Here is a 21,515-nt window from a genome sequence, read left to right on the forward strand (position 1 = left end):
ACAGGGGAATGCATTTCAAATGTGGGAGCGAGCCTGCTCGCGATGGCCGTAGGCCTCGATTTCAGCGTTTCACGGCAACCGGCTGATTCAACTCAGCCCGCTTGCTCAGCAAATCAAACACCGCCGGGTACGCCGGCCGTTCGATGTAGCGCCCGGCGCCGCGTTCGGCCCGCAGGTCGCCGTCGGCCCAGACCACATGGCCCTGGCTGATGGTGTGGCTGGGCACGCCGCGCACGGTCTTGCCTTCGAAGATGTTGAAGTCCACCTGCTGATGGTGGGTCTTGGCGGAAATGGTCCGCGTGCCTTGCGGGTCCCACAGCACCAGGTCGGCATCGGCGCCCACACGAATCGCGCCCTTGCGTGGGTAGAGATTGAAGATCTTCGCCGTGTTGGTGGACGTCAGCGCGACGAATTGCTGCATCGAAAAGCGTCCACTGTTCACCCCTTCATCCCACAACACCGCCATGCGGTCTTCGATGCCGGCGGTGCCGTTGGGGATCTTGCTGAAGTCGTCGCGCCCCGCGGCCTTCTGCTCGGAGCAGAAGCAACAGTGGTCGGTGGCGGTGGTGTGCAGGTTGCCCGATTGCAGGCCATGCCAGAGCGCCTCTTGATGGCCGCGAGGACGGAACGGTGGGCTCATCACGTACCCGGCGGCGGTCTGCCAGTCCGGATCGCGGTAGACGCTGTCGTCCAGCAGCAGGTGCCCGGCCAGCACTTCGCCGTAGACCGGCTGGCCCTTGCCCCGGGCGTAGGTGATTTCGTCCAGTGCTTCCTTGGTCGAGACGTGGACCAGGTACAGCGGCGTGCCCAGGGTTTCGGCGATGCGGATCGCCCGGCTCGCGGCCTCGCCTTCAACCTGGGAAGGGCGCGACAGGGGATGCGCTTCCGGCCCGGTGATGCCCTGGGCCATCAACTTGCGTTGCAGGTGATACACCAGTTCACCGTTTTCCGCGTGAACGGTCGGCACCGCGCCCAGTTCCAGGCAACGTTCGAAACTCGCCACCAGGGTGTCGTCGGCGGCCATGATCGCGTTCTTGTAGGCCATGAAATGCTTGAAGCTGTTGACGCCGTGCTGGCTGACCAGCTCGGCCATTTCCTCGCGGACCTGTTCGCTCCACCAGGTGATGGCGACGTGAAAGCCATAGTCCGACGCCGACTTCTCGGCCCAGCCGCGCCACTGATGGAAGGCTTCGAGCAAGGATTGCTGCGGATTGGGAATCACGAAGTCGATGATCGACGTGGTGCCGCCGGCCAGTCCCGCCGCCGTGCCGCTGAAAAAGTCTTCGCTGGCCACGGTGCCCATGAACGGCAGCTGCATGTGGGTGTGCGGATCGATGCCGCCGGGCATCAGGTATTGGCCGCTGCCGTCGAGCACTTCGGCGCCAGCAGGAACATCGAGATTTTCGCCGATGGCCTTGATCACGCCGTCTGCGCAATACACATCGGCGCGATAACTTTCATCATGGGTAATAACGGTGGCGCCACGGATCAACAGAGACATTCCGAGTTCCTCGCAGGCAATGACCGGCTTATGCCGGTTCTAGATGTTCTATATAAAAACAGCCCGGACAGATTGATTCCTGTCAGCGCTGTCAGGATTAAACGCTAGCTGCAGTTATCCGAATCGGCAAGAATATTTTTTATAAGCTTATACAGTTATCAACTAATTGATATTTAACGATTAAATTCAAGAATCACCAAAATGGTGAGGCCGCTCACCATTTTGACGCACTTGACAGGATCGAAAAATAGTCAAGATTTCCTATGTGAAATCAGCTGTTTGAGTATGGTCTATGGTTGATGCGCAGCCATTGAAAAAAGATCAACGCACCAGTTTGAGTCCTGACTGTTCGGACAACTTGCCTGGCATTCGGCCTGAGTGGCCTGACAAATAGTCGAGTCAGCGAATAAAACTGATAAACATCAGTGGGTTGCAATGTGTTTATGGAACTGCCCGATGCTTGATCGGGGTACACGGCACGTTTATTGATGTCGCCAGACCCTGATGAGCAACAATAATCAAAAGAACAGTGGAGCGGCCATGCAACAGATCAGATCGCAAGTGACCGAGCGCGACGGCTTGTTCGAGCTCGAAGCCGGCAGCGATGTCCTTGACAGTCCCCGTTACAACCACGACATCGCACCGACCAAGGTGCACGAACGCACCTGGAACAAATGGCACATCACCGCGCTGTGGGTGGGCATGGCGATCTGCGTGCCGACCTACACCCTCGGCGGGGTACTGACCGCGTACTTCGGCCTGACCGTCGGTGAAGCGCTGCTGGCGATTCTGTTCGCCAACATCATCGTGCTGATTCCCCTGACCCTGAACGCTTTTCCCGGCACCAAGTACGGCATTCCCTTTCCGGTGTTGCTGCGCTCGTCCTTCGGCGTGCTCGGCTCCAACATTCCGTGCCTGATCCGTGCCCTGGTGGCGTGTGGCTGGTTCGGCATCCAGACCATGTTCGGCGGGCTGGCGATTCACCTGTTCCTCGGCTCGGTGTTCGAGGGCTGGAAATCCCTGGGCGGCACCGGCGAGGTCATCGGCTTCATGGTGTTCTGGGCGCTGAACCTGTGGGTGGTGATTCGCGGCGCCGAGTCGATCAAATGGCTGGAAACCCTGTCTGCTCCGCTGTTGGTGCTGGTGGGCGCAGGCCTGCTGGTCTGGGCCATGCCCAACGTGTCGATGAACGAATTGCTGGCAATTCCGGCCAAGCGTCCCGAAGGCGCCGGCGTGGCCAGCTACTTCGCCGCCGGGCTGACGGCGATGGTCGGCTTCTGGGCCACGCTGTCACTGAACATTCCGGACTTCAGTCGCTACGCAAAAAGCCAGAAAGACCAGATTGTCGGGCAGATCATTGGCCTGCCGTTGACCATGTTCCTGTTTGCCTCCCTCGGCGTGGTGATGACCGCGGCCTCGGTGAAACTGGTGGGGGTGACGGTGTCCGATCCGGTGACCCTGATCGGTCATATCCAGAGCCCGGTGTGGGTCGCACTGGCCATGGCGCTGATCATCATCGCCACGCTGTCGACCAATACCGCGGCCAACATCGTGTCGCCAACCAATGACTTCCAGAACATCGCGCCCAAGGCGATCAACCGCACCAAAGCGGTGATCCTGACCGGGCTGGTGGGGTTGGGGTTGATGGCCCATGAACTGCTGAAAAAACTTGGCCTGATCGTCTCGGACGTCAGTCTCGAAACTGTCTATTCCAACTGGTTGCTCGGTTATTCCAGCCTGCTGGGGCCGATTGCCGGGATCATGGTGGTGGACTATTTCCTGATCAAGAAACAGCAACTGGACCTTGCCGGCCTGTACCGCGATGACGTGTATCCGGCGTGGAACTGGAGCGGGTTCATCGCGTTTGGCGTGCCGGTGGTGCTGACGTTGCTGTCCCTGGGCAGCGATGCATTCAGCTGGTTCTACAGTTATGGCTGGTTCACCGGCTCGGCGCTGGGTGGGGTTATTTATTATGGGTTGAGTGTGATGCGGCCCAGCCCGTCTGTTGCGAAATCTGCGGTGTGATGACTGGCCCCATCGCGAGCAGGCTCGCTCCTACAGGGGAATGCATTCCAAATGCAGGAGCGAGCCTGCTCGCGATGAGGGCTTCAAAATCACCAAAAATCCGCCTGAAGAAACACACAAGAACAGCCTGAGGAGATCATCATGAACGCGGCCGTAGACGTTCTGCAGTCCAGCCATCAGCACATTAACCGCGACCGCCTGTGGCAATCGCTCATGGAACTGGCCAGGCTCGGGGCCACGGTCAAGGGCGGCGTGTGTCGCCTGGCCCTGACCGACCTTGATCGCCAGGCCCGGGACATCTTCGTCAAATGGTGTATCGATGCCGGCTGTACCGTCAGCATCGACGCCGTCGGCAATATTTTCGCCCGGCGTCCCGGGCGCAATCCTGACCTGCCACCGGTGATGACCGGCAGCCACATCGACACCCAGCCCACTGGCGGAAAGTTCGATGGCTGCTTCGGTGTGCTGGCGGGCGTCGAAGTGCTGCGCACCCTCAATGACCTCGACATCGAGACCGAAGCGCCGCTGGAAGTGGTGGTGTGGACCAACGAAGAAGGCTCGCGCTTCGCCCCGTGCATGATGGGTTCGGGCGTGTTCGCGGAAAAATTCACCCTCGAGGAAACCCTGGCCAAGGTCGATGCCGAGGGCGTGACCGTAGGGCAAGCGTTGAACGCCATCGGTTACGCCGGTCCGCGTCAGGTTACCGGCCACAAAGTCGGTGCCTACTTTGAAGCCCACATCGAGCAAGGCCCGATCCTGGAAGACGAACGCAAGACCATCGGCGTGGTCATGGGCGCCCTCGGGCAGAAATGGTTCGACCTCAAGCTGCGCGGCGTCGAAGCCCACGCCGGCCCGACCCCGATGCACCTGCGCAAGGACGCCCTGGTCGGCGCCGCGGTGATCGTCGGTGCGCTCAACCGCGCCGCCCTCAGCCATCAACCCCATGCCTGCGGCACCGTCGGCTGCCTGCAAGCCTATCCCGGCTCGCGCAACGTCATCCCTGGCGAAGTGCGCATGACCCTGGACTTCCGGCACCTGGAACCGGCGCGCCTGGATTCGATGATCGCCGAAGTGCGCGAGGTCATCGAAACCACCTGCGAAGAACACGGCCTGACCTTTGAACTCACGCCAACGGCCGACTTCCCGCCGCTGTACTTCGACAAAGGCTGCGTCGAAGCCGTGCGCGGGGCCGCCCAAGGCCTGGGCCTGTCGCACATGGACATTGTCAGCGGCGCAGGCCACGACGCGATCTTCCTCGCCGAGCTCGGCCCGGCCGGGATGATCTTCGTACCGTGTGAAGGCGGCATCAGCCACAACGAAATCGAAAACGCCGCGCCGGATGACCTGGCGGCCGGGTGTGCGGTGCTGTTGCGGGCGATGCTGGCGGCTTCGGCGGCGGTGGCGAAGGGCGAACTGGCGGCCTGAGCCGAGGGACGTGCGCTAAAATTTTCAGCGCACGTCACAACGCACCCTGAAAACGATGGAGATTCCACAAGGCTCGTTGCACTAACCAAAACTCCGGCGGTCGTACTCTTCACAGGGTCACCCTACGTGTGGAGACGCTATGAGCCAGGACGTCCCGACCACGCAAGCCAATCGCCGCCAGTTGCAGACGATCATCGCCGGCCTGTCCGACGGAGTGATTTTGCTGGCCCCCGATCAGCGCATCCTGTGGGCCAATGACGCAGCGCTGGTCATGCACGGTGCAGCGCACATCAGCGATCTGGGCAGCAACGCCAAGGCCTATGTCAAACGCTTCGCCCTGCGTTATCGCAACAATCACCTAGTGCCGGCCGACAGCTACCCGATCAATCGGGTGGCCCGTGGCGAGACGTTCAGCGATGTGCTGGTGGAGGTGACATCGGCGCGGGACAAAGAGCGTAGCTGGGTCCATCGCGTGCGCAGCCTGGTATTGGTTGACAGTCGTGGCAAGCCGGAATCGCTGGTGTTGATCATGGACGATGTCACCGACCGGGCCAGCAGCGGGCAACTGACCGCCCGTGAGCTCGATGTGCTGGGCCTGATCTGCGAAGGTCTGGCCGACAAGGACATCGCCGCGCGCCTGAAACTGGCGCCGAACACGGTGCGCAACCATGTGGCGACGGTGTATTCCAAGCTCGATGTGCACAGTCGCAGCGGGGCGATTGTCTGGGCGCGGGAGCGGGGACTGTTTTCCAGTGAATGGCGGCCCAAGGGGCAGTGTTAAGGTGCAGGTGCACTGGATCGAAGATCAGCGTTACGAACTGGGCGGCAATTCCCGGCAACGGCCTGATCCGGCGATGTAAGAACTGTCAGCTTTTACGGGTGCTGCCACGGATGGGCTATAAGTGATTCGCAGATATTTATTTTTTTGACAGGTGCATGGACTTTGCACGCCGGTTTTGTTGTCACAAAAAATGTGTCTATCACTATCGCGGGTCAACCTATGAAAACTCTTGGGAAACGCGTTATCTCACCCTTGTCGCTGGCATTGTGCGTGGCGATCCTCGGCGGCTGTGCCAGTCCGCCGCCACCTCCAGCGATCACTCCCCCGCCTCCTGAACGCACCTGCCAGGCCATGGATAAAACCGATGTCCTGGGCGATGTGCGGGGCGAAGAAGGGCAGGTGACCCGCGTCACCACCACGACGCGTTGCGTCACGCAGTAAATCCGGGGCATCACTCTGTAGGAGCGAGCCTGCTCGCGATGACGGCGTCACATTCAACATCAATGTCGACTGATACACCGCTTTCGCGAGTAGGCTCGCTCCCACAGGGACTTGTGCTGTTCAGACGATCAGGACAGGAACCCGCCATCCACATTCAGCGAAACGCCGGTGGTGTAGCTCGAAGCATCGCTGGCCAGGTACAACACTGCGCCGGCCATTTCGCTCGGGTCAGCCACGCGCTTGAGCGGGATCTGTTGCAACGCGGTGTTCAGGATGGCTTCGTTTTTCACCAGTGCCGAGGCGAACTTGGTGTCGGTCAGGCCCGGCAGCAAGGCATTGCAGCGAATCCCGAACTGCGCGCATTCCTTGGCGAAGACTTTGGTCATGTTGATCACCGCCGCCTTGGTCACCGAGTAGATGCCCTGGAAGATGCCCGGCGAAACACCGTTGATCGAGGCCACGTTGATGATGCTGCCGCCGCCGTTTTCGCGCATCAGCTTGCCGGCTTCGACCGACATGAAGAAGTAGCCGCGGATGTTCACGTCGACGGTTTTCTGGAAGGCGCTGAGGTCGGTGTCCAGTACGTTGCAGAACTGCGGGTTGGTCGCGGCGTTGTTGACCAGGATGTCCAGGCGGCCGAACTGTTCCTTGATGCCGGCGAAGACCTGGCTGATCTGTTCCATTTCACCGATGTGGCAGGCGATGGCGGTGGCCTTGCCGCCGGCGGCGATGATGGCGTCGGCGACGTGCTGGCAGCCTTCGAGCTTGCGGCTCGACACGATCACGTGGGCGCCTTGCTGGGCCAGCAGTTTGGCGATGGCTTCACCGATGCCACGGCTGGCGCCGGAGACGAAAGCGATCTTGCCGTCGAGGTCGAACAACTGAGTCTTGGACATGGGATTCCCTTGTTATGAAGCCTTGTGATGACGCTGATCAGAGGCTGGATTTCGAAATGACCTGCAAGCTCATCTGCTCCAGCAGCTTGTTCATGTGAATGAACTGCGCGAAGCGTTTGTCCTGGGTCTGGCCATGGTAGAAGCGGTAGTAGATCTGCTGCACGATACCGGCCAGGCGGAACAGGCCGTAGGTGTAGTAGAAGTCGAAATTATCGATGCGGATGCCCGAGCGTTCGGCGTAGTAATCGACGAACTCGCGGCGGGTCAGCATGCCCGGCGCATGGCTCGGCTGGCGGCGCATCATCTGCACCGGCGCCGGATCATCGGCTTCGATCCAGTAGGCGAGGGTGTTGCCCAGGTCCATCAACGGGTCGCCGAGGGTGGTCAGTTCCCAGTCGAGCACGCCGATGATCTGCATCGGGTTGTTCGGGTCGAGGATCACGTTGTCGAAGCGGTAGTCGTTGTGCACGATGCTGGAGGTCGGATGGTCGGCCGGCATCTTGTCGTTGAGCCAAGCCTTGACCACGTCCCATTGCGGCGCATCGGGGGTCAGGGCCTTTTCGTAGCGATCGCTCCAGCCTTTGATTTGCCGCGCCACGTAGCCTTCGGGTTTGCCGAGGTCACCCAGGCCGTAGGCGTTGTAGTCGACGCGGTGCAGTTCCACGAACTTGTCGATGAAGCTCTTGCACAGGGCTTCGGTTTTCGCCGAATCCAGGCCCAGTTCCGGCGGCAGGTCCGAGCGCAGGATGATGCCGTTGACCCGTTCCATGACATAGAACTCGGCACCGATCACCGATTCGTCGGTGCAGTGCACGTAGGCTTTCGGGCAGTAAGGAAAGCCGTCGCGCAGTTGATTGAGGATGCGGAATTCACGGCCCATGTCGTGGGCCGACTTGGCCCTGTGGCCGAAGGGCGGACGACGCAGGACGAATTCCTGTTCGGGGTATTCCAGCAAGTAGGTGAGGTTTGAAGCACCGCCCGGAAACTGGCTGATCCGTGGCAAGCCGCTGAGCCCCGGAATGTGCGCCTTGAGGTACGGATCGATCAGGCTGGCATCGAGCTCTTCGCCGGTGCGAATACGGGTGGACTGGTCGTTAAGCGCCATGCTTATCCCTTCTGCTTATTCTGGAGGCCTTGAACTATTGGCTAATCTAATGCGCACACGGCGCCCCCACAACCGCAAACGGCTCTTATAGGTGAGCGTGTTGCCGGCCAATCATTGTTTTTGATACAGCTGTTTGAATCGCCGCTCAATGGGCGAGCTGGCTCTCGGCCGACGGCAGTTCGATGGGCGTCAACACCGGTTGGCCGGAGAAAAACGCCACGAGGTTCTTGCCTACCAGTTCGACGGTGCCCTGGGTCGCTTCCGGGGACAGCCCGGCGACATGGGGGGTGAGGATCACGTTGCTCAGGGTCTTGAGTGCATCCGGCACCTTCGGTTCGGCGTCGAACACATCCAGTGCTGCACCGGCGATCCGGCGTTGCTCCAGGGCGCTGATCAGGTCTGCAGTGGCGATCACGCTGGCCCGGGCGATATTGACGATAAACCCCTTGGGGCCCAACGCGTCGAGCACCTGGCGATTGATCAGTTGCCGGGTGGCCGGGCCGCCGGGCGTGGCGACGATCAGGAAGTCCGAGGCCCGCGCCAGTTCCGTCGGCGTCGAGCAGAAGGTGTAGGACACATCGCTGCGACGCTGGCGATTGTGGTAGCAAATGTCCATGTCGAAACCGGCGCCGGCGCGTTTGGCGATGGCCATGCCGACCGCGCCGAGGCCGAGGATGCCCAGGCGTTTGCCGGCCAGGGAAGGGCGCATGATCTTCGGCCACTCGCCGCGTCGTACGGCGGCATCACAGCGAGGTATGTCGCGCACCAGCGACAGCAGCAGTGCCATGGCATGGTCGGCGACGGACGAGGCGTTGACTCCGGCACCATTGGTGACGGTGATGCCCCGGTTGGCGGCGGCCTGCAGGTCGACGTGTTCATAGCCGGCGCCGATCACGCAGATGATCTTGAGGTTGGGCAGCGCGGCGATTTCATCGGCATACAGCCCCAACGGGCCACGGGTGAGGACGGCGTCGATCTGCCCGGTGTGGCGGGCGATGGCTTCGGCGCGCTCGGCGGGCGTCGGGGCCAGGATCAGGTGAAAACCCTGATGCTCGAGAATAGGCAGGTAATCATTGATGGTTTCAACCAGTACCAGAACGGTTACAGGCATGCTGGGCTCCCTGTGGGTATCGAAAATTCGGCTCGAACGTCGCTTTGTTTCGACGGCGTGAGGACGGCCCGGGCAGCTTCGAGGATTTCATCCGACAGCGGATCGCCGCGGGTGGCCCGGGACAGCATCAGCGCTCCGAACATCAGTGAGTATTGCACCAGCGCCTGCTGCCGTTTGCCGGCTTCGTCCTCTGCGTCCAGCAGCGAGCCGAGGGAATCGAGCAGGTTGTTCAGGCCCAGCAGATAGGTTTGGCGCAAGCCGCTCTCGGCGGCCTCATGGCACATGTCCCCGGCAAAGGCGACCACCGGGCAGCTGTCGCCCGGATTGTCCCGGCTTTCGCTGGACAGGTAGGTTTCGACCACGGCACGGCGGGCGGCGTCCTTGCTGTCTTGCTCGGCCACCCGCCCCAGCCAGCGTTGCGCGGCCTGCTCGAAAGCCCGGCCACTGGCCTCTTGCGCCAGGGCTTCCCTGGATTCGAAGTGCCCGTAGAAACCGCCGTGAGTCAGGCCCGCGGCAGCCATCACATCGACCACGCTGATCCCGTGCAAGCCGCGCTCGCGAAACAGCCGGGTGGCGGCATCGACGATAGTTTCGCGGTTGAGGTCGGCTTGTTTACGGGAAACTCGGGGCATGGGTCATTCTCGGTTTGCAGGTTGAATATCAGAGGGCGTATTGGGCAATCCCGTTGCCGAACGACCAGTTCTCTTTTTTCACTTCCACCAGATTGATGAAAACGTCCTCCAGGCGCACGGCCAGCTCTGCGTTAAGGCTTTCGGCGATGGTTTTGTAGAGGAGTTTTTTCTGCTCGACGGTCCTGCCTTCGCTCATGGTGATCTGGATCACTACCAACTGGTCCGTGCGGTTGATGCCCAGGTAACCGGGATCAAAGATGAAATGCTGCTCATCGTGTTCGGCGAGGATCTGGAAATTATCGTTCTGCGGCACGCCGATGGTGCCGCGCATGGCGGCATAGATCAGTTGCCCGATGCGTTTGGCGTGGGTGGGGTCCCGGTGTTTTTTGATGTCGACGCGAACCAGTGGCATGGGCAGACTCCAGAAGGAATGCGGATTGATTAAAAATACATGATGGTAGACCTTTATCAAGCGCGCATTGCGCTTTGGCGATGAAGTACAGGTGCCGTAAATAACGAAATCACCGCAGTTCCCTGTGGGAGCGAGCCTGCTCGCGAAAGCGGTGTGTCAGTCAAACAAATGGTGGATGTACCGCACCCATCGCGAGCAGGCTCGCTCCCACAGGGGACTTTCGTCTATCTGGTACCGCCGTTCCTCACCTAAGTCTTTGCTTCTGCTCACTAATCCTCCAGAATCGCGCCCCTGTTTCGGCCGGACGCCGCCTGTCGGGTATTCCGACGCGTCCTGGCCGGGTGGCAAGTGACCGGAATGTGGAGATCCCACCGGATGAATGATCAGGCCAATAGCGTTAACGAACGCTATGTAGAAGCGACACCCGCGACGCTGTCGAGCTGGAATCGCCAGGACACCACCTGGATGCTGGGCCTGTTTGGCACGGCGATTGGTGCCGGAACCCTGTTTTTGCCGATCAACGCAGGCCTGGGCGGTTTCTGGCCGCTGCTGATCCTGGCATTGCTGGCGTTCCCGATGACGTTCTACGCACACCGCGGGCTGACCCGTTTCGTGCTGTCCGGTCGCGAAGGCGCCGACATCACTGAAGTGGTGGAAGAGCATTTCGGCATCAAGGCCGGCGCACTGATTACCTTGCTGTATTTCTTCGCGATTTTCCCGATCCTGCTGATCTACAGCGTGGCCCTGACCAACACGGTCGGCAGCTTCATGGAGCATCAACTGCACATCACGCCGCCGCCGCGCGCCGTGCTGTCGCTGGTGCTGATCCTCGGCCTGCTGGCGGTGGTGCGTTGCGGTGAGCAACTGATCGTCAAGGCCATGAGCCTGATGGTCTACCCGTTCATCGTCGCACTGCTGTTTCTGGCGGTGTACCTGGTTCCCCACTGGAACGGCGGCATCCTCGCCACCGCGAGCAGCGTGCCGGCGCCATCGGCGCTGTTGCATACCCTGTGGCTGGCGATTCCGGTGATGGTGTTCTCGTTCAACCACTCGCCGATCATCTCGGCGTTCGCCGTGGACCAGAAGCGTCGCTACGGTGAGCATGCCGAGGAGCGCAGCTCACAGATCCTGTCCCGCGCCCACCTGCTGATGGTGGTGATGGTGCTGTTCTTCGTCTTCAGTTGCGTGCTGACCCTGTCACCAGCGCAACTGGCCGAAGCCAAGGCGCAGAATCTGTCGATCCTGTCGTACCTGGCCAACCACTTCAGCAATCCGACCATCGCCTTCGCGGCACCGTTGATTGCTTTCGTGGCCATTTCCAAGTCGTTCCTGGGGCACTACATCGGCGCCAGCGAAGGCCTCAAGGGGCTGATCGTCAAGAGCGGCAAGCGTCCGTCCGCCAAGGCCCTGGACCGCATGACCGCCGCCTTCATGCTGGTGGTGTGCTGGATCGTCGCCACGCTGAACCCGAGCATCCTCGGCATGATCGAAACCCTGGGCGGCCCGGTGATCGCGGCGATCCTGTTCCTGATGCCGATGTACGCCATCCGCAAGGTGCCAGCGATGGCACGCTATCGCGGTCAGGCGTCCAACGTCTTCGTGACGGCGGTGGGCCTGGTGGCGATCACGGCGTTGATCTATTCGTTACTGGCCTGAGTTTCCCTGTGAAGGAGTGAACAGGCTTTCGCGAGCCGGGTTCCTCCCATAAAAAAAACGCCGCTCTTGCGACCAGGAGCGGCGTTTTTTTATGGCCAATACAACGTTTAATTGAACTCATTGGGCGTGTCGGGGAATTGAAAGCCTCTTGGCGCGTATCAGCGGACGATCCAGTCGGCGTACATCTAACAAACTTTTTTTGATATCAGCATGAAGATTTTGAGGAAACGAACAAAACGGAATGAATGTTCTGCTACACATCGTTCCTGATAACGAAAATGCGCAAAAAATACCCCTGACATCTGCCTAACATGAGCCATCCGTTAGCGCCGCATCACGATGTCAGGAGGCCTGCCGTGCACCTCGTAAATCCAATCAAGCAGTGTTTAAAAAGCGCTACACCGACCGTAGGTTGCTGGCTGACGCTCGCAAGCCCAGCCGTCGCCGAACTGATTGCCCATTGCGGTTTTGATTGGGTGGTCATTGACGCTGAGCACGGCCCCAGCGATACCCAGGATCTTGCGGCTCAACTGAGAGCCATTGACGCGGCCGCCTTTAAAGGGGCAAGAGCGGCCGGTGCCGTGCGAGTCACCGCCAACGATCCATCTCTGGTCAAGCGCGCTATGGATTGTGGGGCGCAGACCATTGTCTTCCCGAACGTCAACAGTGCGGCTGACGCGCGAGCCGCCGTGGCATCGATGTTATTCCCGCTACACGATGTAGGGGGTGTCAGAGGCGTCGCTGGAATGGTCAGGGCGGGGGCGTATGGAATGGACAGCCGCTATGTCAAATCCGCAAACAACCAGGCGTGCGCCATTGTCCTGATTGAGTCAGTGGAAGGGGTGGCGAACGTCGACGCTATCGCTCAAGTCGAGGGTGTCGACTGTCTGTTCATCGGCACGGCGGATTTGTCGGCAAGCATGGGGCTACTGGGGCAAACCAGGCATGACAAGGTCAAGGCCGCAGTCGAGAAGGTGTTGATGGGGGCGCGCATGCACTCCAAGGCCGTAGGCATCTTTGCAACGTCGGTGGAAGAGGCACGCCAATACCGGGAGAAAGGTGTGACCTTCATCGCGCTGCACTCTGATGTTGGGTGGCTGACCAAGGGCGCGATGGACGCCTTGGACGCACTTGATCCAAAAAATAATACCCGCCTGATCATCGAAAAGTTTCGATGAATAGCGCGATTTTTATTATTTAGACTGGAGGTTGTAAATGTCGATGTCAGACCGTGACGGGAAAATCTGGAAAGACGGAGAGTTAGTTGAGTGGCGTGAAGCCAATACCCATATTTTGACTCACACACTTCATTACGGCATGGGGGTGTTCGAGGGCATGCGTGCCTATGAAACCACACGCGGACCTGCAGTCTTTCGCCTGAAAGAGCATATTCGTCGACTGTTCAATTCGGCGAAGATCTTTCAGTTGGATATTCCGTTTGATGAAGAAACTATTCGTCACTCGTGCATGGAAGTCATCCGGGCAAATAACTACCGGTCATGTTATCTGCGGCCTTTGGTTTGGATCGGTTCAGACTTTCTGAGTATCGCGGCAAAAAACAACACCATTCATGTCGCGACAGCAGCATGGCCCATGGGCTCTTACCTGGGGGAAGAGGGCATGGAAAAGGGGATTCGGGTAAAAACGTCATCGTTTACCCGCCATCACGTTAACGTATCCATGGTGCGTGCCAAAGCGTGTGGCTATTACATCAACTCCATCCTGGCTAATCGAGAGGTGACTTCGCTCGGCTTTGATGAAGCGCTACTGCTGGACACTGAAGGTTATGTCAGTGAAGGCGCGGGCGAGAATGTTTTCATGGTTCGAGATGGCGTTATTTATACGCCCGACCTGGCCTCTTGCCTGGATGGCATCACCCGTGATTCGGTGATGGTTATTGCTCAAGACCTGGGCTTCGAAATTAGAGAGAAGCGTATTACACGCGATGAATTGTACTGCTGTGACGAGGCCTTCTTTACAGGCACTGCGGCTGAAGTTACACCCATTCGTGAACTCGATGGTCGGACCCTCGGTACCGGCTCGCGAGGCCCGATCACTCAGCAACTTCAAGAGGTCTACTTTTCTGCGGTGCATGGCACGAATGAAAGGTACGCCCATTGGTTGACCTGGGTTTGATAGTCGACTCACCGATTGTATAAAAATTGTGTATCCAGGTGGATAACCAATAATGAATATCAACGCTCAAAGGAATTTTTAAACGTTCCTGGCAGTGGCTGGAATTCTTGGTGTGAGGTGAAGCAATCATGGACAGGTCCCTGCACGGTACTCCTGAAAATCCCGAGTTTTGCGCCGATGAAAACGACGCGCAAGAGTCCGCAGAATGGCGTGATGCACTCCTTTCATTGATTGCCAATAGCGGCCCCGAGAGGGCTCGCCACATCATCGATGAACTGGTCAGTCTTGTTCGCGATCCCAACATCGGTTGGAAACCTTCGTTGGTTACGCCCTACATCAACACTATCTCCGTAGCAAAGCAGCCCGCATTCCCGGGCGATCTGGCAATCGAGGAACGTCTCTCATCGATCATTCGGTGGAATGCGCTCGCGATGGTCGTGCGTGCCAACCAGGCCTATGGTGATTTGGGGGGGCACATCGCCAGTTACGCGAGTGCGGCGGATTTGTTCGAGGTCGGTTTTAACCATTTTTTCAGAGCAAGGAGCGAGTCTTTTGGAGGCGACCTGGTCTTCTATCAACCTCACTCGGCTCCAGGTGTTTATGCGCGCGCCTTCCTTGAGGGGCGATTGGAAGAAACGAACCTCGTGCACTACCGGCAGGAAATCACCGCGGCCGGGCAAGGGGTGCAGGGTTTGTCCAGCTATCCACACCCTTGGTTAATGCCGGACTTCTGGCAATTTCCGACAGGGTCGATGGGTATCGGCCCAATCAGTTCGATCTTCCAGGCCCGTTTCATGCGCTACCTTCACAACCGTGACCTGCTAAACACCTCTGAGCGAAAAGTGTGGGGCGTTTTCGGTGACGGTGAGATGGATGAGCCGGAAAGCATGTCTGCCCTTACTTTGGCCGCAAGGGAGGGGCTGGATAATCTGATCTGGGTCGTCAATTGCAATCTACAGCGATTAGACGGGCCGGTGCGAGGCAACGGGCGAATCATCGACGAGTTGGAAGCACTGTTTGTCGGGGCAGGCTGGAATGTCATAAAACTGGTTTGGGGGTCTGATTGGGACGGGCTTTTCGCCCGCGATACGGATGGAAGTCTGGTGCGCGCCCTTTCGCAAACCGTTGATGGGCAGTTCCAGACGTTTGCCGCGAAAGACGGGCGCTACAACAGGGACCATTTCTTTGGTCAAAACGAAGCATTGGCAAAGCTTGCCCAAGGTCTCACAGACGAACAGATCGATCGGCTGAAACGAGGCGGCCACGATATGGTGAAGATCTACGCCGCCTACCAAGCGGCGGCTGTTCATAAGGGGCAGCCTACGGTCATTCTTGCCCAGACCAAAAAAGGTTACGGGATGGGTGAAGCCGGCCAGGGAAGAATGACGACTCATCAGCAGAAGAAGCTGGATCGCGAAGCGCTTATCGGCTTTAGAAATCGATTCAATCTGCCCCTGACCGATGAACAGGTTGAGACGCTCTCTTTCTACAAACCTGGCGCTGATAGTCGTGAAATGCGCTATCTGCTTGAGCGTCGCCAAAGCCTTGGGGGGTTCACGCCCGGTCGGCAAACGGATGTCCCTGTGGTCGCCGTGCCGGGGCTGGAGGTGTATGGAAGCTTTGCCACTCACGCGCAAGGCAAGGAAATGTCTACCACGATGGCGTTTGTGAGGATGCTCGGCAACTTGCTGAAAGATCCTCTCCTGGGGCGACGGGTAGTTCCCATCGTGGCTGACGAGGCCCGGACGTTCGGGATGGCGAATCTGTTCAGGCAAATTGGTATCTATTCCAGTGTCGGCCAGCATTATGAGCCAGAGGACATCGGCTCCATCCTGAGCTACCGAGAGGCGCTGGATGGACAAATACTTGAAGAGGGCATCAGCGAGGCCAGTGCCATCAGCTCCTGGGTGGCTGCGGCGACCAGCTACGCCACCCATGGCCTGCCCATGCTGCCGTTCTACATCTATTACTCAATGTTCGGATTTCAGCGAGTAGGTGATCTTATTTGGGCGGCGGCTGACCAAAGGGCCAGAGGCTTTCTGCTTGGCGCCACAGCAGGCCGTACAACCCTGGGAGGGGAAGGTCTGCAGCATCAAGATGGCAGCAGCCATTTGATGGCTGCTCTGGTACCAAACTGCAGAGCGTACGACCCGGCATTCGCGGGTGAGTTTGCGGTAATTCTTGATCATGGCATGCGCCAGATGCTGGAGAAACAGGTTGACGAGTTTTATTACGTCACCCTGATGAACGAAAACTACGCCCAGCCCAATCTTCCTGCTGATGTCGAGCAAGGCATCATCAAAGGCATGTACCTCTTCTGCGAACACGCGTGCGGAGCGGGATTGAACAGAGTGCGGCTGCTCGGATCAGGCACTGTCTTGCGCGAAGTGTTGGCTGCGGCAGAACTCCTGAGCGCAGATTGGGAGGTCGGCTCTCAGGTGTGGAGTGTCACCAGTTTCACAGAAGTTGCGAGGGACGCCAGAGGTGTAGAGCGTTGGAACCGACATCATCCTGAAGACGAACAGAAAACGAGCCACGTTAGTGAGTGCTTGCCGAAGGGGAGTCCAATCATTGCCGCGACCGATTATGTGCGCGCGCTACCGCAACTGATTGGCTCCTATGTTGAAGATCACTATGTTGTCCTGGGTACGGACGGCTTTGGTCGTAGCGATACGCGCACAGTTCTGCGCAAGTTTTTTGAAATAGACCGTCATCAGATCGTGCTGAGTGCGCTATGGGGTTTGGTGCATGAAGGAAAACTCAGTGCCGATGTCTGCTCTCGTGCCATTGAAAAGTACGACATCAAGTTTAACGAAACAGCCCCTTGGGAATGTTGATTCGAGTTTGTTAAGTGAGGGCTGGTGCTACGGTATGTCGCCGGTAGTGTCAGGGATGCATTAATCGAAAGTGTGAGAGCTTTTGGGGTGGGCATGAAAGAGTCTCGTCATCACTGCGTTACAATGCTACTGACCAAACTGAAGGTGTTTCGTTTGGATTTGTCCAAGGCTAACTTAGATAAAGTACTGGTTAATTCGCCGCTATTATTGCTTATGTTGATTTTTATTGTGCGATCCTGTGAGCGTTGACACCAGTGTCGATTTTCACCACAAGCAGCCTATTATCAGTGTGCTTCAAGTATCGAATAGGCAAGCAGAAGATACTACGACTTTCTTGCAACTTAATTATACTAAAATCCCCTTGACTATAGATAAGATATGGAGTGTATGTTCTGTGTTTTGGGGGGATGGTTATGCCAAAGGTAAAGATCGATGCTACGGATCGCCGAATATTGGCGGCGCTACAGCGGGATGCCAGGCTTTCGAGTGCAGAACTTGCTGAGTTGGTGTCACTGAGCGCATCTCCTTGTTGGCGACGGGTCAAAAGGCTCGAAGAGCTCGGTCTGGTGCGTGGTTACCACGCCAGTATCAATACCGAAATGCTTGGCTACGCTATCACTGCCTTTGTCCAGGTGGCGCTGGATCAAAAAGATACTGACCATATGAAAGCATTCGAGGAGTCGATTACTGCCTTCGAACAGGTGATCGGCTGTCACTGTATTTCTGGGGTCTACGATTACCAGTTAACGATCCTGGCGACCGATCTGGCTGAGTTCAGTGAGTTCGCCAGAAAAAATATAAACGGTTTCCCAGGTGTCAAAGACGTGTGCACGTCCTTTGTCGTAAAAGAAGTCAAGGCGTCAGTAAACTTGATGGTCAGTCGATAAGGATGTAGCAAACAGATCGCTATCGTGAGCAAGCTCGCTCCCACGGGGATAGTGTTCAAATTGAAGGCATAAAAAAACGCCGCTCATCTCACGATGGGCGGCGTTTTTCATTGCGTTGCAACGTTAGGCTTGAACGACCGGGATGTTGGCGTTCGCAGCAGCTTCACGGAACTCGGCGATCTGGTCGAAGGACAGGTAGCGGTAGACATCGGCCGCCATGCTGTCGATCTTGCCAGCGTATTCCATGTACTCCTCGACGGTCGGCAGGCGACCCAGGATGGAAGCCACGGACGCCAGCTCGGCCGAAGCCAGGTAGACGTTCGCGCCGTCACCCAGACGGTTCGGGAAGTTACGGGTCGAAGTCGACACAACGGTCGAGTTCGGCTCTACACGTGCCTGGTTACCCATGCACAGCGAGCAGCCCGGCATTTCCATGCGCGCGCCGGCCTTGCCGTAGATGCCGTAGTAGCCTTCTTCGGTCAGCTGGTGAGCGTCCATCTTGGTCGGCGGCGACAGCCACAGACGGGTTGGCAGCTGACCCTTGACCTGTTCCAGCAGTTTACCGGCAGCGCGGAAGTGACCGATGTTGGTCATGCACGAACCGATGAACACTTCGTCGATCTTCTCACCAGCAACGCTGGAGAGCAGGCGTGCGTCGTCCGGGTCGTTCGGCGCGCAGAGCACAGGTTCCTTGATGTCGGCCAGGTCGATCTCGATGACTTCGGCGTATTCAGCGTCCTTGTCCGCTTGCAGCAACTCAGGGTTGGCCAGCCAGGCTTCCATCGCTTGAGCGCGACGTTCCAGAGTACGTGCATCGCCGTAGCCTTCGCCGATCATCCAGCGCAGCAGGGTGATGTTGGACTGCAGGTATTCGGCAATCGACTCTTTGGACAGCTGGATGGTGCAACCGGCAGCCGAACGTTCAGCCGAGGCGTCAGACAGTTCGAACGCTTGCTCGACGGTCAGCTTAGGCAGACCTTCGATCTCCAGGATGCGACCGGAGAAGGCGTTCTTCTTGCCTTTCTTCTCTACGGTCAGCAGGCCAGCCTGGATCGCGTAGTAAGGAATGGCGTGAACCAGGTCACGCAGGGTGACGCCTGGCTGCAGTTCGCCTTTGAAGCGAACCAGGATCGACTCAGGCATGTCCAGCGGCATGACGCCGGTGGCTGCGGCGAACGCGACCAGACCGGAACCGGCCGGGAACGAGATGCCGATCGGGAAACGGGTGTGGGAGTCACCACCGGTACCGACGGTGTCCGGCAGCAGCATGCGGTTCAGCCACGAGTGGATGATGCCGTCGCCCGGACGCAGGGAAACGCCGCCGCGGGTCATGATGAAGTCAGGCAGGGTGTGGTGGGTGGTCACGTCGATCGGCTTTGGATAAGCCGCGGTGTGGCAGAAGGACTGCATCACCAGATCGGTCGAGAAGCCCAGGCACGCCAGGTCTTTCAGTTCGTCACGGGTCATCGGACCGGTGGTGTCCTGGGAGCCGACGGTGGTCATCTTCGGTTCGCAGTAGGTGCCCGGACGAACGCCGGTCACGCCGCAAGCCTTGCCGACCATTTTCTGCGCCAGGGTGAAACCCTTGGTGCTTTCAGCCGGTGCTTCAGGCTTCTTGAACAGGGTCGAAGGTGGCAGACCCAGCTCGGTGCGAGCCTTCTCGGTCAGGCCACGGCCGATGATCAGCGGAATACGGCCGCCGGCGCGAACTTCGTCCAACAGGACCGGGGTCTTCATTTCGAAGGTGGTCAGGACTTCGTCGGTGCCGTGCTTGCAGACTTTGCCAGCATGCGGGTACAGGTCGATCACGTCGCCCATGTGCATGTTGGATACGTCGAATTCGATTGGCAGTGCGCCGGCATCTTCCATGGTGTTGTAGAAGATCGGAGCGATCTTGCTGCCGAAGCAGAAACCGCCGGCACGCTTGTTCGGTACATAAGGAACGTCGTCGCCGAAGAACCACAGTACGGAGTTGGTGGCCGATTTACGCGAAGAACCGGTACCGACCACGTCGCCGACGTAGGCGATAGGGAAGCCGGCGTTGCGCATTTCTTCGATCTGCTTCATCGGACCGGTGACGCCTTGTGCGTCAGGCACGATGCCGTCGCGAGCCATTTTCAGCATGGCCAGGGCGTGCAGCGGGATGTCCGGACGGGACCAGGCATCAGGCGCAGGGGACAGGTCGTCGGTGTTGGTTTCGCCGGTGACCTTGAACACGCGCAGGCTGATCTTGTCGGCCAGGGTCGGGCGCTTCACGAACCACTCGCCGTCAGCCCAGGATTGCAGCACGCCTTGGGCGTGAACGTTACCGTTCTTGGCTTTTTCAGCGACGTCGTGGAAGGCGTCGAACATCAGCAGGGTGTGCTTGAGTTCTTCGGCCGCTACTGGAGCCAGTTCGGCGTCGTCCAGCAGGTTAACCAGAGTCACGATGTTGTAGCCGCCCTGCATGGTGCCGAGCAGTTCAACAGCGCGCTTCTTGTCGATCAGAGGGGATTTGGCTTCGCCTTTGGCGATGGCGGACAGGAAGCCGGCCTTGACATAGGCTGCTTCGTCCACTCCTGGCGGAACGCGATTGGTGATCAGGTCAACGAGGAATGCTTCTTCGCCAGCCGGGGGATTTTTCAGCAGCTCGACCAGGCCTGCAGTTTGTTCGGCGTTTAGCGGCTGGGGAACGATACCCAGTGCTGCGCGCTCTTCGATATGTTTGCGGTAGGCTTCAAGCACAGTTATTACCCTCATCAGTGGTCCCAAATGGGTGTCCGGGACGCTCATCCCGAAATTGCCGTACTCATGCGCAGCATGGCGTTGTGAGCCACTTAGCCAGAATTACCGACAATTCCTTACAGAAGCTGCTTTCAAAGTTTTACGCCTGCAGAACGGGAGCTGATGAGGGTTGGCGTTGGGCTTTTCCCCGCTGGAAAAACCCCTCGCCAACACCGCTCTGAAGGAACGACTGTGCTCGTGACGCTTTGAAAACAGCTTCTAACGGACATTGGCGCCTAAAAAGGCAGGCTGATTCTACGGCAAAAAAAAATTAAAGGTAAGTCAGTGTTTATTGGACTTTGGTGGTGGCGCTCACTGGAGCCCCATTCTCCATGGGCCCTGAACTTTGAGGGGTGATCAATGGCCGACAAAGGGCTAACATGCCGGCCTGTTCTGCTTTTTCGCGTTTTTGCCTATCTATGCCCAATCAGACCATCAAGACACCCTGCGTCGGCCTCTGCTCCACTGTTTACGGTGACCTGGTGTGCCGTGGCTGCAAGCGTTTCCACCACGAAGTGATCCACTGGAACGGTTACAACGAGGAAGAAAAACGCGCGGTATGGCTGCGTCTTGAGCAGTTGCTGTCGCAAGTGATGGCCGCCAAGGTGGAAATTTTCGATCCGGCGCTGCTGAGAATGCAGCTGGAACAGCGCAAGATCCGCTTCGTGCCCCATCAGTCGGAATATTGCTGGGCCTACCAGTTGATCGCCCGAGGCGCGCGGGTGATCAACAACCTGGAAGCCTACGGGATGGTGTTGCTGCCGGAGTTTCGCGAGTGGAACCTGCCGGAACTGCGCGATGCCATTGATCGGGAATTTTTCCTGCTCTCCGAAGCCCATTACCAGCGCTACATTGCGCCTGGGTTCCTCAAGGATGCGTTTGGCGGCTAAGAGCATCGCGAGCAGGC

At 58.4% G+C, this 21,515-nt stretch carries 17 protein-coding genes; 10 read left to right on the forward strand and 7 right to left on the reverse strand.

Features of this window, described 5'->3' with window-relative positions; genetic code table 11:
- Positions 1-61: 61 nt before the first annotated feature.
- The gene (gene hydA / locus BSF44_RS14940; protein ID WP_095944145.1) at positions 62-1,501 is read right to left on the reverse strand and encodes a dihydropyrimidinase; all 1,440 of its coding nucleotides are present in this window, start codon (positions 1,499-1,501) and stop codon (positions 62-64) included.
- A 540-nt stretch (positions 1,502-2,041) separates the two neighbouring features.
- On the opposite strand from hydA, the gene BSF44_RS14945 reads away from it, so the two are divergent.
- The 4 genes from BSF44_RS14945 to BSF44_RS30335 all read left to right on the forward strand — a co-directional run bounded on the left by BSF44_RS14945 (position 2,042) and on the right by BSF44_RS30335 (position 6,173).
- On the forward strand, positions 2,042-3,526 hold the full coding sequence (locus BSF44_RS14945) for an NCS1 family nucleobase:cation symporter-1 (RefSeq protein ID WP_095944146.1): 1,485 nt from the start codon (positions 2,042-2,044) through the stop codon (positions 3,524-3,526).
- 141 nt (positions 3,527-3,667) lie between these two features.
- On the forward strand, positions 3,668-4,951 hold the full coding sequence (locus tag BSF44_RS14950) for a Zn-dependent hydrolase (protein ID WP_095944147.1): 1,284 nt from the start codon (positions 3,668-3,670) through the stop codon (positions 4,949-4,951).
- Positions 4,952-5,090: 139 nt separating this feature from the next.
- The gene (locus BSF44_RS14955) at positions 5,091-5,732 is read left to right on the forward strand and encodes a LuxR C-terminal-related transcriptional regulator (RefSeq protein WP_095944148.1); all 642 of its coding nucleotides are present in this window, start codon (positions 5,091-5,093) and stop codon (positions 5,730-5,732) included.
- 219 nt (positions 5,733-5,951) lie between these two features.
- On the forward strand, positions 5,952-6,173 hold the full coding sequence (locus BSF44_RS30335) for a hypothetical protein (protein ID WP_172435354.1): 222 nt from the start codon (positions 5,952-5,954) through the stop codon (positions 6,171-6,173).
- Positions 6,174-6,301: 128 nt separating this feature from the next.
- Here the strand turns inward: BSF44_RS30335 and BSF44_RS14960 are convergent, their stop codons facing one another.
- From BSF44_RS14960 to BSF44_RS14980, 5 genes are all read right to left on the reverse strand, one after another.
- A complete protein-coding gene (locus BSF44_RS14960) occupies positions 6,302-7,069 on the reverse strand; it encodes an SDR family oxidoreductase (protein ID WP_007976320.1) in 768 nt (255 codons plus the stop codon).
- A 37-nt stretch (positions 7,070-7,106) separates the two neighbouring features.
- Positions 7,107-8,174: a phosphotransferase family protein gene (locus BSF44_RS14965; RefSeq protein ID WP_095944149.1), complete on the reverse strand. Its 1,068-nt coding sequence runs from the start codon at positions 8,172-8,174 to the stop codon at positions 7,107-7,109.
- Between the two features lie 145 nt (positions 8,175-8,319).
- The gene (locus tag BSF44_RS14970; protein WP_095944150.1) at positions 8,320-9,285 is read right to left on the reverse strand and encodes a 2-hydroxyacid dehydrogenase; all 966 of its coding nucleotides are present in this window, start codon (positions 9,283-9,285) and stop codon (positions 8,320-8,322) included.
- Positions 9,276-9,917: a TetR/AcrR family transcriptional regulator gene (locus tag BSF44_RS14975; protein ID WP_095944151.1), complete on the reverse strand. Its 642-nt coding sequence runs from the start codon at positions 9,915-9,917 to the stop codon at positions 9,276-9,278. Before BSF44_RS14975 ends, BSF44_RS14970 begins: the two co-directional genes overlap by 10 nt.
- Before the next feature lie 28 nt (positions 9,918-9,945).
- On the reverse strand, positions 9,946-10,329 hold the full coding sequence (locus BSF44_RS14980) for a tautomerase family protein (protein WP_095944152.1): 384 nt from the start codon (positions 10,327-10,329) through the stop codon (positions 9,946-9,948).
- Positions 10,330-10,704: 375 nt separating this feature from the next.
- Here BSF44_RS14980 and BSF44_RS14985 point away from each other — a divergent pair, with 375 nt between their 5' ends.
- The 5 genes from BSF44_RS14985 to BSF44_RS15005 all read left to right on the forward strand — a co-directional run bounded on the left by BSF44_RS14985 (position 10,705) and on the right by BSF44_RS15005 (position 17,845).
- Entirely contained in the window at positions 10,705-11,985 is a 1,281-nt protein-coding gene (locus BSF44_RS14985) for a serine/threonine transporter (RefSeq protein WP_095944153.1), read from the forward strand.
- 356 nt (positions 11,986-12,341) lie between these two features.
- A complete protein-coding gene (locus BSF44_RS14990; protein WP_218194553.1) occupies positions 12,342-13,163 on the forward strand; it encodes an HpcH/HpaI aldolase/citrate lyase family protein in 822 nt (273 codons plus the stop codon).
- A 37-nt stretch (positions 13,164-13,200) separates the two neighbouring features.
- Complete coding sequence (locus BSF44_RS14995; RefSeq protein WP_095944155.1) at positions 13,201-14,121, forward strand: branched-chain amino acid transaminase; 921 nt, start codon at positions 13,201-13,203, stop codon at positions 14,119-14,121.
- A gap of 128 nt (positions 14,122-14,249) precedes the next feature.
- Complete coding sequence (gene mdeB / locus BSF44_RS15000) at positions 14,250-16,958, forward strand: alpha-ketoglutarate dehydrogenase (protein ID WP_095944156.1); 2,709 nt, start codon at positions 14,250-14,252, stop codon at positions 16,956-16,958.
- A gap of 413 nt (positions 16,959-17,371) precedes the next feature.
- Positions 17,372-17,845, forward strand: coding sequence for an Lrp/AsnC family transcriptional regulator (locus BSF44_RS15005; RefSeq protein WP_256589080.1), 474 nt, complete (start codon positions 17,372-17,374; stop codon positions 17,843-17,845).
- A gap of 123 nt (positions 17,846-17,968) precedes the next feature.
- On the opposite strand, the gene acnB is transcribed toward BSF44_RS15005, so the two are convergent.
- Positions 17,969-20,569 (reverse strand): bifunctional aconitate hydratase 2/2-methylisocitrate dehydratase, encoded by a 2,601-nt coding sequence (acnB, locus tag BSF44_RS15010; protein WP_095944158.1) that lies wholly within the window; start codon positions 20,567-20,569, stop codon positions 17,969-17,971.
- Between the two features lie 458 nt (positions 20,570-21,027).
- Between acnB and BSF44_RS15015 the strand changes: the two genes are divergently transcribed.
- Positions 21,028-21,498 (forward strand): DUF1289 domain-containing protein, encoded by a 471-nt coding sequence (locus BSF44_RS15015; protein WP_056727706.1) that lies wholly within the window; start codon positions 21,028-21,030, stop codon positions 21,496-21,498.
- Positions 21,499-21,515: the final 17 nt, after the last annotated feature.

It is taken from the genome of Pseudomonas sp. ACN8 (assembly GCF_002303925.1).
In the GTDB taxonomy this organism is placed as follows: domain Bacteria; phylum Pseudomonadota; class Gammaproteobacteria; order Pseudomonadales; family Pseudomonadaceae; genus Aquipseudomonas.